Source organism: Virgibacillus sp. 6R (assembly GCF_001895305.1).
GTDB lineage: Bacteria > Bacillota > Bacilli > Bacillales > Amphibacillaceae > Virgibacillus > Virgibacillus pantothenticus.
In genome coordinates this window covers 3,351,684-3,366,310 of the sequence record NZ_CP017762.1, presented here as the reverse complement: position 1 = coordinate 3,366,310, position 14,627 = coordinate 3,351,684, and the positions used below count along the sequence as shown (strand labels likewise).

Here is a 14,627-nt window from a genome sequence, read left to right as displayed (position 1 = left end):
CCACCTATAAATTTATCTATTCAAACATTAATTGACCCTCTTCTTCTTCATTTACATCACTTTCTTTTCTAATTAGACCTACTACTAAAGCAATAGTAACAATGGATATGAGTAGTCCTACTAGGAGCATAAGTGGCTTTTGTACAAAAGGGAGTCCCCAAATTCCAATGGCAGCAGGGATTGGTGCTTTTGCTCCTAATACCAAAGCAATTCCACCACCTATTCCTGAGGCTAATGTAATAACCGGTATAACTTTTAATGGAGTCGCCACTGCATATGGAATTGCTCCTTCTGTAATACCTAAAGATCCCATAATAATAGCTGGAACAGAATTCCCCTTTTCAGACTTCGAAAACTTTTTAGGAAAGATCAAGGTAGATAACCCCAACCCTAAAGGTGCAGCCATTATTCCTATCCAACATGCTGCCATTGGAGCATATATCCCTTCTGCCAAAGTAGCATAAGCAAATGCCAGTGCAATTTTATTTACTGGTCCTCCCATATCAAAGGCCATCATAGCAGCTATAATAAATCCAAGAAATAATAAATTGCTTCCTTCTAATGATACGAGCCACTTCTCTAATCCTTCCATAGCAGGTGTTAAAGGAATGGAAATGATATACATAAAAAGTGCTGAGGCTCCAATCCCTAACAAAGGAATGATCATAATTGGTTTTATTACAGCTATATGGTGGTGCATAGGTATTTTTTTTAATTGATTTGTTATCCAACCTGCAAAAAAACCAACTAAAATCCCGCCTATATATCCTGTTCCTAATTCACTAGCAAAAACACCACTTGCCAAACCAACAGCTACACCTGGTCTATCAGCAATTGAATAAGAAATATATCCAGCAATCATGGGAACCATAAGACCTAAAGTCCATACACCATAATTAACTAATTGTTCACCAATCGCAGTTTCTTCTCCAATAATTACGCCTAAAGATAATAATATTCCTCCTGCAACTACAATAGGAATCATATATGATACGCCAGTCATTAAATGCTTTTTTACATTATTCATAAGATCACCCCATTTTTAAGCTAATTCTTCTGTGGCACTGTCAATAACTTTAGAAGCATTTTTTACTGCTGAAGATACAGATGTCTCATATACATTTTTCTCCATAAAACGGTTAGCTTTTTCAATTTTAGTATCAGCAGCAATTATAATAACATCGGCTTTATTAATTTCCTTTTCCTTTAATTCATTTTCTATCCCCATAGAACCTTGAGTTTCCACTTTTATTTTGTACCCTTTTTCTTTTGCAGCTTTTTCCAGCGCCCTTTTTGCCATATACGTATGAGCAACTCCCGCCGGACAAGCTGTAACTGCTAATATATTCATGTTAATTCCTCCATTATATTTTTGATCGTTGTACATATACCGTCTTTATTTGTTGAATATAATAATTGTTTTCTAAATTCTTCTTCCATTAGGTTTTCTGAAAGATTAGCTAATAACTTTAAATGCATCGTTCCTTTATATTTTTTGGGAATTGCTAATGCAACTAACATTTTTACAGGTTTATTATCAAGAGAGTTCCAATTGACTGCATTGTTTAAACGAACTACAATAATCGTTGGCTGTTTAACTATATCTTCTTTTGCATGAGGAATAGCGAAACCGTTGCCAAATCCAGTTGTAGATTCTCTTTCCCTATCTACTAAGCTTTTATAATAAAGTTCTTTATTAGTAACCCTTTCTGCTTTGTAAGCAATTGTTGCCACTTCATATAACGCTTCTTCTTTAGTTGTTGCATTACTCTCCATTCCAATCAGTTTTTCATTAATTAACTCTATGTTCTTCATAAATGTTCATCCCAACTTTGCCGTAATATCTTTTATAAAATCATCAAAATTATTTTTTGTTTGTAAATCTCCTATGCTATCATAAGAACTAGTTAGACTATATAATTCAGAAAAAATTTCTTGGAAATATGGTGCCCATTTATTTTCTAATACAATGATAAAGACTATTACCACCTTTTCGTCTTTGTCCCAATCCATTTCATTGTTTAATATTGCCGTACAAATACAAGATTTACTTACTTCAATATTGATAGGGTGAGGAATTGCTACTTTATTTCCGATAGCAGTTGAAGCTATACTTTCTCTTAGAAATATAGAATCTTTAATTTTATGAGTTATATATCCAGCATCTATCATCTTATTTGTCAAATAGTGAAGCAATTCTTTTTTATTATTCATGTTTACATCGTTAAAGAAGAGATTTTTTTTCATAAGATGAACTAATGATTTTTCACCTCTATGATACTTATCCAGATCCTCTCGCAGAATGAGAATATCTTCTTCCCCTAAAATGTTTGAAATAGAGATCACAGGAATATTTATTTTTTGTAATAATGGAACTGTCGTTAATATTAAATCAGGTTTTTGAGCAAGTAGTTCTTCTATCTGATGAAAAGAATAAACTCCCATCATACGGTAACCCGGCTCTAAAACATGAGATAATTTAGTTAACAATAAATTGGAAGTGGCGGTTCCAGAAGCACATACTAATGCAATTTTCTTTCTTTTCACAAGCTGTTGGTATTTCTGTTTTTCAATAGCAGCACCAAAATGCATTGCCAAAAAACCAATTTCATTATCACCAATTTTGAAATTAGTTTCTTTCATAATTCTTTTAGCTGCTGTAACCCCCGCTTCAAATGCCAATGGATATTTAATCTTTACTGTATTTAAAAATGGATTACTAATGTTCATTTGAAAATCTAATCTGTTTAGTAACTGTTTCAAATGTATTCCCAAGCTGTAAATAAGCTCTTCATCTTTAAGTAAATCTAACCCTTTTAGATTATTATTTACTTCTTCGATGACCGAAAGTGAAAGTTTGAGCATTTCATCACTTATTAGTTCGTGTAGATTTGAGGCGATTTGATTTTTTTTAGCTATTCTATTTCCAATAAGATGCATCGTTATATAAGCTATTTCTTCTGGAGAAAAGAAATACATTTTGTATTTTTGACTAATTGAGGCAATTATTTTTTCGGCTGTTTTAAATTCCTGTTCATTCGTAAGTTGGTGTAACCTTTCAGAATTAAACTCAATATATTGACCATTTTTAATTCGATTAATAGCAATCACGATATGAATCGTAATTTTCTTTAAGGTATAATCCGATATAGTCATATTTTCTTCTGTTAAGATATCTAATATAGTTTTCTTTATATCTTTGATTATTTTATTAGTTGCCTCATTTTCAATATACATATAGTTGATAATGACTTGCTCATCAATCTTAGAATTTTGGTACAAAAAATCCGCAATACAAAAACGCTTATTTATTTCATGCCCTACAGCATATAATCCTGTGACACCTTTTCTGATTTTGATATTATATTTATTTAATATTTCTTTTGCATGTTTTATATCATTTTTAATTGTAGATTCACTCACATATAATTCCGTAGCAAAATCAGAAATAGTTACACAGTTGTTTGTGTACAATAACTTCTTTACAATAAAGCGCATTCTTTCTTCAGGTGTAACAGGGTTTTGTAATGCTTTAGAGATAACGACATTCGTATCGTGAATAAATCTTTTGGTTAACTCATCTTTATTTTCACCTATAAGCTTATAACCACTCCCCCTCTTAGGTAAAATTACCATGCAAATGTTTGATAATTCTGAATTTAGTTTCTTAATATCTTCTCTCACTGTTTTAGCCGAGCAGCCAACCTGTTTTGCTAAATAAGAACTAGTCAGGTATCCATCCGCATTTAAGAAGCATGTTAATATTTTTTGCATTCGCTTATTTATGTGTAAAGGCACCTCAATCCCTCCCACTAGTCATCATTATATCTCAGTTAAAAAGGCTTAGACAGACATACTTTTTCCATTATAAAGTGGAAGAGTGTTATTGAAAGATGATGCTTAAACCGTTGTTTGCTAACTTAATTATCACGTTTTTATTTAGATTTTCTCCAATGTTTAGCGCTCATTGACAATTGAATCTAACTTCATTGCAACTAGTTTGGACAAATAATAATTTTATTCCTTTTGTTGATTTCATCATAGTTAAGTGATCTTTATTTTAAACTATCGTATAATAGAGATACAAAATTAACATGAGCTTATTTTAGTGCGAACCTGAAGTGCACATGAAAACCCCGGGGGATTCGCACCTCTATTCAACTATTTTTATGGGAATTTATGGAGTTAAAACAACGACTATTTAAGCATTATTATTGATTTTCTCTTTAAAACAACCACTTTTATACGACTTTTGTAAATTTTTAGGGAGAAATCGCTGTCGCACCTTATATAGGTGCGTGGATTGAAATTATTTGTTTTTTGATTTGGCTTCGTGTATGACTTAAGTCGCACCTTATATAGGTGCGTGGATTGAAATACCTCACCATATTTGTAAAAAACATTGTCTATCGTCGCACCTTATATAGGTGCGTGGATTGAAATACCTCACCATATTTGTAAAAAACATTGTCTATCGTCGCACCTTATATAGGTGCGTGGATTGAAATACTACCATCCATTACCGCCGTATTCATATTCAGCAGTCGCACCTTATATAGGTGCGTGGATTGAAATTCAGTATTTAGTTATCTATAAGGAGGAAACGGAATGACGTCGCACCTTATATAGGTGCGTGGATTGAAATCTTGTTAAAGTTATCAAGTGTTATTTTATCGCCGTCGCACCTTATTTATATAGGTGCGTGGATTGAAATTCCGGCAAATCCCGTATAAGTCAGAGAGTGTTTTGTCGCACCTTATATAGGTGCGTGGATTGAAATTCATCAATATCGGTTGCTTGTACAGTTATCTTTTTGTTGGATAGGTTACACTTGACTAGACAAAAAAATTAAGGTGAAGTAGACTAGACGGAATATAATAATGGTTCATGATAAAAAAGGAAATTAATCATACAAAGTGTCTTTACCCGGAGAAGCAGGCATGGTACCCTGCTTCAAATACTATTTCTTCTATTTAACATCCAAACTTTTTAACTCACCACATAGTATGGACAAAAAGGATAAGGCTAGAAGCGGATATCGTCTAAAGACGGAGGAATTAGACCACTCGTTTGTAAGTTAAATCAATCAATTTTTAGTTCACATTACATCACAATCTATATCGTAATTATTATAAACATTAATTTAAAATGGTTAACAGCAAGTAAATTCTTGATCTTTTTATTAATCATAATCATGTAATATTGACCGTTAACCCCGCTTTTGCACGCTTCAATCATTTTGCTATAGTTCACGCAATATAGCCGTTTTCCATAGCAAGTAAAAACTTCCAAAACTGTAGAAGTTTAGTACCAGTGACGCCCTCCATCAGTGATCGCTCGCTTTTGTAAAACTTGTGCACGAAAAATAGCAAAAGCTCTTGGCACAACTACCAAGAGCTTTTAAGACCGATTCTATTTGTTGTTAAAAAATCAGTTTTTCTTCAAAAGAATTACCATACATTTTCACTAGAATAAACATCTTTAATTTACTACAACTTCTAACTTCAAAGCAATACCGTGTTATATCTTATGGACTATGGAAATGCTTTAATTCTCTTCTAATTAGAATCTACCTCATCTCGTACTGTTTCCCAATCTAAATTAAACTGCTGTACATCTTCTTTTATCGACGGGACCTGTAAAAATTTTTCAATTAACTGAGGATTCACTGTTATTCCATCTGAACCAGATAGACTAACTGCTTTTATTTGCTGAACATTTTTAAAGCTTGCGCTAATTATTTCGCTAGAGAATTTCGCGTTAGAAAAAATCTGTCTAATCTCTTTAATAACTTGTGTTCCATTTCCGTTTAAATTCTCAATCCGATTAACATATGGAGCTACAAAGTTGGCCCCAGCCTTAGCCGCAATGTAAGCATTCATAGGTGTGTACACTGTTGTGGCTAACGTTTTAACTCCATGTTTTTTTAGTATTCCTATTGCTCTAATCCCTTCTACTGTTACAGGAATTTTAATAATTACGTTTCGATTTAGATTTTCCCAAATTTGAAGTGCTTCGTTGACAATTGAATCTGAATCTACGGAAATAGTTTGAACGAATAATAACTTTGTTTCACCGATAATATTTCTAATCTCGTTAATCAACGGGAATAAACTTCGATTTTCTTTTGCTATAAGAGATGGATTCGTTGTCACGCCATCAACTGGATAGTCATTGTTTATCTTTTTTATTTGTTCTACGTTTGCCGAATCAATAAATAATTTCAATCTAGAACCTCCCTAAAAGGATTTCATTTGTTCAGAATTATATTATTAACCATTCGTTAGTTAAGTAAAGAAATGACATTAAAGTAAGGCCCTCATAACGATAAGCTCCATAACAAGAAAATCGTATCTTGAATATAAAGAATTTGTTTCAGAAGAATCTTTAATTATTCATCAATATTTTTTAACGCTCATATATCTTAATTTCATCCCCAATATCCACTTCTGAAATTGGACGGTCTTCAAGATATAGTGTACCAGGCAATTCTGGGATCTGTGAGCCATCAAAATTTAATGTAATATGCCCTAGTGTAGCCAAATTTTTCTCTACGGCTTCACCAACAGCAGTAATACGATATTCTCGGTCATTTAATTGTAAAATATCACCAACATTTATACTCTCTTTTAAATCATTGATTACAATAGATAGACAGTAATCCTCTAGTTCAGCTGGTGCATCTTTACCAAAAAGAATAAGCATCTTTTCCTCTAAAAATGTTGCAGCATGAGCTCCCACTCTATCTACTGTTGTTTCATATTTCAAAATCACACTCAAAACTCCTTTACTTCTTTTACTTTCATTTAAATTATGTATCAAGGAATTATAACCAGATTCCTTGAACAATTATCATGACTTAAACTATTATCCATCATACAATCCAAAACTAGCTAACCAGGCAATAAAAACGGTTGGAGCTCCGGTTAAAAATCTTCCATATAATACAGAAGGAACGCCTACTTCCACTGTCTCTGGTTCAGCTTCTGCTAGTCCCAAACCCACAGGTACGAAATCCGCCGAAGCTTGAGAGTTAATGGCAAATAATGCTGGCAAAGCAAGATTCGGAGGTATATTCCCTTTTCCAATTTCTACGCCAATTAAAGTTCCAATTACTTGAGCGATCACTGCCCCAGGTCCTAAAAATGGAGAGAGTAGTGGGAAAGAACAAATTAGCGCTATAACGATTAACCCCCATATCGAACCAGCAAACGGTGATAGGAATTTAGCAAACAGATCTCCAATACCAGATTCAATGATAACTCCAATCAACATAGATACAAACGCCATAAAAGGTAATATTGTTTTTATTACCGTATCAATGGCATCTCTTCCAGCTTGATAAAAAACAGTAACAATATTTCCCATCGTGATTCCTATTTTCGCCATTAAACCTTTTGGCTTTTGTTGTTCACTTATTTTTTTATCAGCGGTATAATTATATTGCTTTTTTGCAGCTTGGGAGGTTTCCATCTCTTGTTGTTCATTTTCCTCTTCAGCAAGCTGAATATTTCCCTTTTTTACCCCAGAAACATAGATATCTTCTGTTATATGCTTAGCTAATGGGCCGCTCTTTCCTGTGGACATAATATTAATGGTAGGAATCCTTTTTTGTGGATACAATCCACAGCGTAACGTACCACCACAGTCAATGATGACACAGGCAATCTCTGATTCTGGAACAGTTGTTTTAAATCCATTTACTAATTCACATCCTGTTAGTTCAGCAATTCGATCAGCAATATCAGGCTTCTCCCCTCCGGTTATGTAGACCACTTTATTTTTCTGCTCAGTAGGCGTAATCCATAATGGTCCACCAAAACCGTTTGATCCTCTTGTTATTTTAATAGATTGATATTTTGACATGAAATCAGCTCCTTTCTATAACTCAACTGTTTGTTTTAATTTAACATTTTGTTGTTTGGAAACATACGACGTCATATAATCTGTAATCCACCCTCGAAAAAAGTTAGTTACAATACCGACGAGAAAATAACGTAGAGCTAATTCTGCCGTATCGAAACCTAATGTTGTAATACCTGCAGCTACCCCTAAAAAGACGAATAGTTCTCCTGGGTTAACATGCGGGAACAAACCGTTATGCGTATGACAAGAGAAAGAAGCAGCTGCATAATAACTAGGCTTATGTTTTTCCGGCAAAAACCTTCCTAAGGATAGTGTCATTGGATTAGCAAGAACAAACGTTCCAATTACTGGTAAAACAAAGTACCTTGTGAATGGGTTCTTACCTGATTTTTTAGCTAACTTTTCTACTCTTTCTTCTCCAACTAATCGAACTAGAGAATTCATCGCAACTAATAACATAATTAAAAGTGGTACTATATCAGTTATAAGTCCGACAAACACATCCCCGCCATGGCGAAAAAAATCCATGAATTTCTCGGCACCTGTAATTATTATATCCATGTTTTGAAATCCCTCTTTTCATAGATTATTTCTTTTTAGAAAACAAACGTTCAAGCCACCCTTTTTTGACTTGTAATTCGCCTCCTTTTGATAGAATGTCATAACTATTTATAGCATCTTGAATAGCTATTTTTGTTAATTTATTCACGTGTTTGTAATCACTTTCTTTCATTTGCAGTAATTTCTTTCCTGTAAAACCAGTCAAGTCTTTCACTCGTGACATCACCGTAACCCCTTGCATTCTTTTAGCCATTAAAATTCTATCTTGTTTATCAATACAAAACATGACAACTGTACCAGCACGAAATAATCCTGTTCGCTTGCCTATAGCTACTCTACCTAACGCCCTTAATTCGGCATAGTTCCTATTGAAATGCCTAATTTGTAAAAACCCAAATATACTTTGTGCTAACCAAGCTACACCAATTAAAATGATTAGATACCAAAACACTTTTCCCCCTCCCTTAAACGCTATATTTGCTATTAATCATTCACCTGGGATACGCTTTCAATTACACTTAAAATTATTATTTATACATTAAATCTACTCACATGCTTCAGAAATTGAATCGCTTTTTCATAATTGGTAGATTGGGATATCTTATCTACTAATTGCCTATCATTGGATATACGAACAATTTCATCATAGACATTCACTAATTGTTGTTCATAATCCTCTAACTGAGCTTTTAAATTTGGTAAGCCCAATAAAAATATCAATTTTACTTCTTTATTATCGGCTTTAATTTTATTTGGTAACACCCCTAAGGCAACTTCCAATTGATCCGAATTATTATTTAATGTGTGTGGTAAAGCAATAAACTGATCAAATACCATGGACCCCTTCTCAGCTCTAGCTTGCAAACGGTTTTTAAACCCATTATCCAAATAACCTTTTTGAATAAGATCCTCCACCATATAATTCAAATTGGCTTCATATGAAATGGAACTGTCAAGTACAAAAAATCTATCTTCCGTTATAAGGTGATACAATAAAGAATTTCCCCCATCTGCTGCTTCTAAGTTAAAGCTTTGCATATATGCTATTTCTTCTACCTTCTTCTTCAAATGATGTGCGTCAAATATTTCATTGATTTGAACGACTGGTTTGTCTACTTTAATAGATAGATGAACTGTAGTAAAAATAATATCATAACTATTTAATCCTTCTCGTCTTACATCTATCTCTGAGAAGATATCTAATTGTGTAGCTGGATGGAGAACTTCTTCTAATTGAATTTTAATGATTCTAGCTGTTCCCCTGCCTGTTCCACAAATCACTGCTGCCCTTTTAAAACGATTCACCTTAGAATCACTTTGAGATATAAAAACTTCAAAATAAAATGCTAAATAAGCTAGTTCTTCATCAGACACAGCAATAGAATATTCTCGAGAAATAACCTGTCCAGCAACTTTTGCCATTTTAAATGCTACTGGAAATCTATCTCTTATATCTTTTAACATCGGGTTGTTAATCCGTAAACCAAACATTAAACGATTTAACATAAAGGTGAGATGATATTGCAAATCTACAAAAAAGGCTTCATTTTGTTCTATTGCTTCCTGCTTAAACCCGATTTCTTCGACAATTTTATTTAGTAGGTTTTTTACTTCATCCGTAACTTGAATAGCTGTCATTGTTCTATTATTTGTCGGTGTTCTTCTTCCTGCAATTGGAATACTAATAAATAATACTTCCTCCTCAGGAATTTTTATAGGCAAACTGCGTTCGATAATGGAACTGATATCTTTGGCAATGTTTAAATCATGTTGATGTATTAAACTATAATGGTCTTTCTTCACGTATTTTAATGCATGATTTTTTGATAAGCGGTCAAGCATAACGACGATAAACTCAAGTAGCTTTTTCTTCGTATTGGATTCTAAATCATAGCGATTGGCTACATTTGCAATATTTTCAACAACGTCACAATCTAAAGGATAAGCCCCATATAATATGTCAAAAATATTTTCGATAATAAAAAATCGCAAATCCATTTCTTCATAACTTAATTGCATCCCCGTGTTAGGCTTGCCAAATATTTTCAAGTTATATGTTGCCAAGGACATCGAGGCTTTCCTTAATTCGGTTACTAGTGTAGTTCTACCAAGATTTAATTCAAATGCCATTTCGTCTAATGTGTAACTCTTCTCTCCATTTATAAGCAAATCAATAATCAAACCAATGCGTCGCTTGGAGGAATCTATAAGAGTGTGATTTTGTTCTATTTTCTCTAATAAATGCTCGAATTTATACTTATCTATAATGGATAGACGATATCCTTTCCCTCTTACGTTCTCAACCTTTGCCATACCTTTTAGTTCTTGATTTATCTGTCTAATGTAATTTTGAATCGTTCTCGTACTTACTTCCATTGATTCAGCTAAGAATAATAATGAAGTATAGTCTCGTTTTCTAATAATACTTAATAAACGGGCACTATTTTCAGCTAATATGAAGTCAGACACAGTGATCACCCCTCAATTATCATGAATACCAAACCTTACTTACAATAAATGAAATGATATTCATAATAGGCATTCTGACTTTTAACCTCTTGATTTTCCTCCTGAAATATTTACGGTAGTGCCAGTAATGTAACTTGACTTATCTGAAGCTAAAAATGCTGCTAAATGAGCGATTTCCGTAAGTTTGCCTTCTCTCCCTAACGGTATAGATTTACTATAGTCAGTAGATAATTCATTAACTTTAACATTTCGCGTATATGCAAGAGCTTCGTTATATGCATCCGTTCTTAATCCGGTTGCTTCTATCACCCCAGGCGCCAATCCAACGACACGAATATTGAATTTCCCTAATTCCTTTGCCCAAGCCCGGGTAAATGAAATTACTGCTCCTTTTGTGGCAGAATAACAACTTTGACCAGCAGATCCCTCTTGCCCGGCTTCAGAAGCAACATTTATAATAACACCTTTCTTTTGCTTTAACATCTGTTTTGCTGCTGCCTGAGAAAATAAGTAGGTCCCTTTTTGATTTACCCCCACCATTAAATCAAATTCGTCTTCAGTTAGTTCATATTCTGGCTTTTCTTTTCTATCATCTACAAGCAATCTAGGTAAATTGACTCCAGCATTATTGATTAAAATATCAACCTTTCCAAATAACTCTACCGTTTTACCCACTGTATCAATGACCATTTTTTTGTTAGAAACATCACAAGGAATAAAATAGGATTGGTTTTCCTGCTCTCCTTCCTCTCCATGCAAATCAGCCACTACTACCTTTGCTCCATTATTCAATAACTCGTTAACAATTTGAAAGCCAATCCCTGAAGCCCCTCCTGTAACAATCGCTACTTTTCCGTCTAAATCAAGCCAATTCTGGTTCATTGCTAGTATCCTCCTATAAATATCTTCTTTTTCTAACAACTTCAGTTTACACGGTATTAATCGACAAATTAATACCGCTTTTTTCATTCCATGATGAAAATAACCGTATTAATTCACTGTTTTATTTTAGGTTATATAATGTTGCTTGGAAGAAATCATTTGCTGTAAAAGCTAAATGTTTTACCATTGAATGAAAATTAAATCGTTTTCAAATATATCACCGAGGTCTTAATAAAATTCTATTACACCTTAAATGACTAATTATGAATTATGCCTTATAATGAATACAGAATTATTAATGCCATTTCAGTTGATTTTTTTGGTGCGAACCCCAAGCGCACATAAAAACCCCGGGGGATTCGCACCAAAATTCACTTGTTTTTGTGGTAATATATGTAATATAATTCAACACAATTAGCATTATTTACGATTTCCAAGCTAAAAATATGCTGTTTTTTGATTGTTTTTGTTATTTTTAGGAAGAAATCGCAGTCGCACCTTATATAGGTGCGTGGATTGAAATATAGTTAATTCTTTCCAATTGACTTTCCCCTTTTGTCGCACCTTATATAGGTGCGTGGATTGAAATTGTCCCAAACCCTTCTTGTGATGTAGCTATTTCAAGTCGCACCTTATATAGGTGCGTGGATTGAAATCATACCGCTTGTACTTCCTGCTCTGTGTACTCGGTCGCACCTTATATAGGTGCGTGGATTGAAATTGGGCTGAAATGATGACTGATATTAAATATATACAAGTCGCACCTTATATAGGTGCGTGGATTGAAATTATTTCTTCTCGATACAATTTATAATTTTCCTTGGTCGCACCTTATATAGGTGCGTGGATTGAAATCCACTTTTCGTTGGTTATCACGCCTTTACTAAGCGTCGCACCTTATATAGGTGCGTGGATTGAAATCACATCCTGAAGCAAAACCTACACCCTAATAAGCCGTCGCACCTTATATAGGTGCGTGGATTGAAATATAACGGCGACCGGAATAACCTAACTCGTTTAAACGTCGCACCTTATATAGATACAACAAGCTCAGAAAAAATGAAATCGCTCGCACACACCCTATTGCTACCAAATCTCTAAAAGACATGAACCAAATAACCTAACGGAGGCGCGTATGTTTATTTATATCCTTATATCTTTAAGTATCATTATCCTAACCGTCATAATTAGCGTTCTTTGGCTAATTTCATGGTCAAAAAAGCCTGATGCAGATTACGTTTTAAAATTTATAGCTAAAAATCCGCAAAGATCTTCCTTAATAATTATAAAGAACGGAAAATCGCTCGCAAACGTTAACGCGAATGAACGAAAACCATTAGCTAGCACGGTAAAAATCATGATTGCCATTGAATTTTCCCAACAAGCGGCTAATGGTAGCATAAACCCAGACGAAAAAGTTCATCTTGATGATCTCGCTCGTTTTTACGTATCTCACACTGATGGAGGCGCGCATGAAAAATGGTTAATAGAAATGGAAAAACACGGATTTTTGCAAGATAGATCCGTATCGTTAATGAATATTGCAAAAGGAATGATGTCACACAGCTCCAATGCTAATACAGAATACCTCATGATGCGCCTTGGTTTGGAAAACATTAATAAAAATGTAAACAAACTTGAGCTTCCTCAACATGAAAAACTGTTTCCTTTTGTTTCAGCCCTATTTATCCCCTATGAGGTTGCGCTCAATAAAGGTCTAGACATTACTAATAAACAAGATACTAAAAAAATACTTGCACATATACAGGAAATGTCACAAGAAGCTTATATAAATGAAGCGATTAAAATCCATCAGAAACTATCCCAAGATGTAAATGGTGAATATAAGGAATGCGTTAATATCAGAGAATGGTATAATTCGGAGTTTGACAAAATTAATTCTAAACGATTCACTCATTCTACCACATCAGAATATATTTCTATCCTAGAACAAATGAACAGAGGCTCTTATTTCCCATCTCATGTTTGGGCTTATTTACAACCGATTATAGAATGGCCAATGAAATTCGAAAATAATCAAGCCAGGTTTAAACACGTTGGAGGTAAAGGTGGATCCACTGCTTCTATACTTACATATGCTTTTTACGCTGAAGATAAAGAAGGTAATAAAATGGAGTTAGCTGCTTTTTTCAATGATATTGAGGGCTATGAAACAATGAAACTTTCAAATAGTTCTTCCGCCTTTCAATTAGCCATGTTCACTGAAGGAGCAAAGTGGAAAAAGAAATTGCAACAACTTCACTGAAGAACTTTCCACCCCACGGATATTCTACAGCTTGTAGAATATCCATTTTCGTTTAAAATAGTACATCCAAAAATATGCACCATCCTTTAAGGAATATGTTCCTAGTTTCACCCCGTCAATTCATTAGTAAATTTTACACAGAGCTTTTGTACTGAAAATTTTTCATTTAATTAACTTGTATTCCTTAAAATGGAACTAATTACTCTATTGTAAAAATTTAATTTTAAGTTTAACTCACAGTTACTCTGTTTAAACCGCCTAATTAGTGCCTCCAACATGAGAATTCGGAAAAAAGAGAAAAAATAAGACATTTGAATGAGCTTTTAAGTTACAACAAAATACAAATGATTTTATGAACATTAAAAATGCTTGTATACAGCCTGAATTCACTACAAAAAGCTTCCATGGTAATCTGCCAAAGAAGTGCAAAACTTCAGAAAAAAATTAACTGAAAATGAGCTTTTTAGGTATCCAAAGAATATATAATCGAAGCGGAAGATCAAATAAGGCAAATAAAAAGCGATTTAGCTGCTACAGAAAGCAATATTACTTCATGGAGAAGATAACCTGCTTTTGTTACAAA

The 14,627-nt window shown here is 33.7% G+C and carries 12 protein-coding genes and 2 CRISPR repeat arrays; of the genes, 1 reads left to right on the top strand and 11 read right to left on the bottom strand.

The genetic code is table 11. From position 1 onward, the window contains the following. Positions 1 to 16 precede the first annotated feature (16 nt). From BKP57_RS15340 to BKP57_RS15290, 11 genes are all read right to left on the bottom strand, one after another. Positions 17 to 1,027 (bottom strand): PTS fructose transporter subunit IIC, encoded by a 1,011-nt coding sequence (locus tag BKP57_RS15340; protein WP_072741901.1) that lies wholly within the window; start codon positions 1,025 to 1,027, stop codon positions 17 to 19. 15 nt (positions 1,028 to 1,042) lie between these two features. Further along, positions 1,043 to 1,351, bottom strand: coding sequence for a PTS fructose transporter subunit IIB (locus BKP57_RS15335; protein ID WP_072741900.1), 309 nt, complete (start codon positions 1,349 to 1,351; stop codon positions 1,043 to 1,045). Beyond that, entirely contained in the window at positions 1,348 to 1,815 is a 468-nt protein-coding gene (locus BKP57_RS15330; protein WP_072741899.1) for a PTS sugar transporter subunit IIA, read from the bottom strand. Before BKP57_RS15330 ends, BKP57_RS15335 begins: the two co-directional genes overlap by 4 nt. A 6-nt stretch (positions 1,816 to 1,821) precedes the next feature. Further along, on the bottom strand, positions 1,822 to 3,774 hold the full coding sequence (locus BKP57_RS15325) for a BglG family transcription antiterminator (RefSeq protein WP_156875351.1): 1,953 nt from the start codon (positions 3,772 to 3,774) through the stop codon (positions 1,822 to 1,824). A 504-nt stretch (positions 3,775 to 4,278) separates the two neighbouring features. Continuing rightward, positions 4,279 to 4,645: direct repeats of the CRISPR family, unit length 32 nt; unit sequence GTCGCACCTTATATAGGTGCGTGGATTGAAAT. 913 nt (positions 4,646 to 5,558) lie between these two features. After that, positions 5,559 to 6,227, bottom strand: coding sequence for a transaldolase family protein (locus BKP57_RS15320; RefSeq protein ID WP_072741897.1), 669 nt, complete (start codon positions 6,225 to 6,227; stop codon positions 5,559 to 5,561). A 181-nt stretch (positions 6,228 to 6,408) separates the two neighbouring features. After that, positions 6,409 to 6,774 carry a PTS glucitol/sorbitol transporter subunit IIA gene (locus tag BKP57_RS15315; RefSeq protein ID WP_083547287.1) on the bottom strand — a complete coding sequence of 122 codons (366 nt, stop codon included), beginning with the start codon at positions 6,772 to 6,774 and terminating at the stop codon, positions 6,409 to 6,411. Between the two features lie 93 nt (positions 6,775 to 6,867). After that, positions 6,868 to 7,866: a PTS glucitol/sorbitol transporter subunit IIB gene (gene srlE / locus BKP57_RS15310; RefSeq protein ID WP_072741896.1), complete on the bottom strand. Its 999-nt coding sequence runs from the start codon at positions 7,864 to 7,866 to the stop codon at positions 6,868 to 6,870. A 15-nt stretch (positions 7,867 to 7,881) separates the two neighbouring features. Then, positions 7,882 to 8,427 (bottom strand): PTS glucitol/sorbitol transporter subunit IIC, encoded by a 546-nt coding sequence (gene srlA / locus BKP57_RS15305; protein ID WP_072741895.1) that lies wholly within the window; start codon positions 8,425 to 8,427, stop codon positions 7,882 to 7,884. A gap of 25 nt (positions 8,428 to 8,452) precedes the next feature. Next, on the bottom strand, positions 8,453 to 8,878 hold the full coding sequence (locus tag BKP57_RS15300; protein WP_072741894.1) for a transcriptional regulator GutM: 426 nt from the start codon (positions 8,876 to 8,878) through the stop codon (positions 8,453 to 8,455). Positions 8,879 to 8,958: 80 nt separating this feature from the next. After that, complete coding sequence (locus tag BKP57_RS15295; protein WP_072741893.1) at positions 8,959 to 10,896, bottom strand: BglG family transcription antiterminator; 1,938 nt, start codon at positions 10,894 to 10,896, stop codon at positions 8,959 to 8,961. Between the two features lie 81 nt (positions 10,897 to 10,977). Next, positions 10,978 to 11,778: an SDR family oxidoreductase gene (locus BKP57_RS15290; RefSeq protein ID WP_072741892.1), complete on the bottom strand. Its 801-nt coding sequence runs from the start codon at positions 11,776 to 11,778 to the stop codon at positions 10,978 to 10,980. A gap of 491 nt (positions 11,779 to 12,269) precedes the next feature. Next, positions 12,270 to 12,766: direct repeats of the CRISPR family, unit length 32 nt; unit sequence GTCGCACCTTATATAGGTGCGTGGATTGAAAT. 147 nt (positions 12,767 to 12,913) lie between these two features. Between BKP57_RS15290 and BKP57_RS15285 the strand changes: the two genes are divergently transcribed. Continuing rightward, on the top strand, positions 12,914 to 14,044 hold the full coding sequence (locus BKP57_RS15285; protein WP_072741891.1) for a serine hydrolase: 1,131 nt from the start codon (positions 12,914 to 12,916) through the stop codon (positions 14,042 to 14,044). Positions 14,045 to 14,627: the final 583 nt, after the last annotated feature.

Bases quoted from the DNA above. Each gene is read 5' to 3' on its own strand.
- BKP57_RS15340 (WP_072741901.1), bottom strand. From the start codon at position 1,027: ATGAATAATGTAAAAAAGCATTTAATGACTGGCGTATCATATATGATT.
- BKP57_RS15335 (WP_072741900.1), bottom strand. From the start codon at position 1,351: ATGAATATATTAGCAGTTACAGCTTGTCCGGCGGGAGTTGCTCATACG.
- BKP57_RS15330 (WP_072741899.1), bottom strand. From the start codon at position 1,815: ATGAAGAACATAGAGTTAATTAATGAAAAACTGATTGGAATGGAGAGT.
- BKP57_RS15325 (WP_156875351.1), bottom strand. From the start codon at position 3,774: ATGCAAAAAATATTAACATGCTTCTTAAATGCGGATGGATACCTGACT.
- srlE (WP_072741896.1), bottom strand. From the start codon at position 7,866: ATGTCAAAATATCAATCTATTAAAATAACAAGAGGATCAAACGGTTTT.
- srlA (WP_072741895.1), bottom strand. From the start codon at position 8,427: ATGGATATAATAATTACAGGTGCCGAGAAATTCATGGATTTTTTTCGC.
- BKP57_RS15290 (WP_072741892.1), bottom strand. From the start codon at position 11,778: ATGAACCAGAATTGGCTTGATTTAGACGGAAAAGTAGCGATTGTTACA.
- BKP57_RS15285 (WP_072741891.1), top strand. From the start codon at position 12,914: ATGTTTATTTATATCCTTATATCTTTAAGTATCATTATCCTAACCGTC.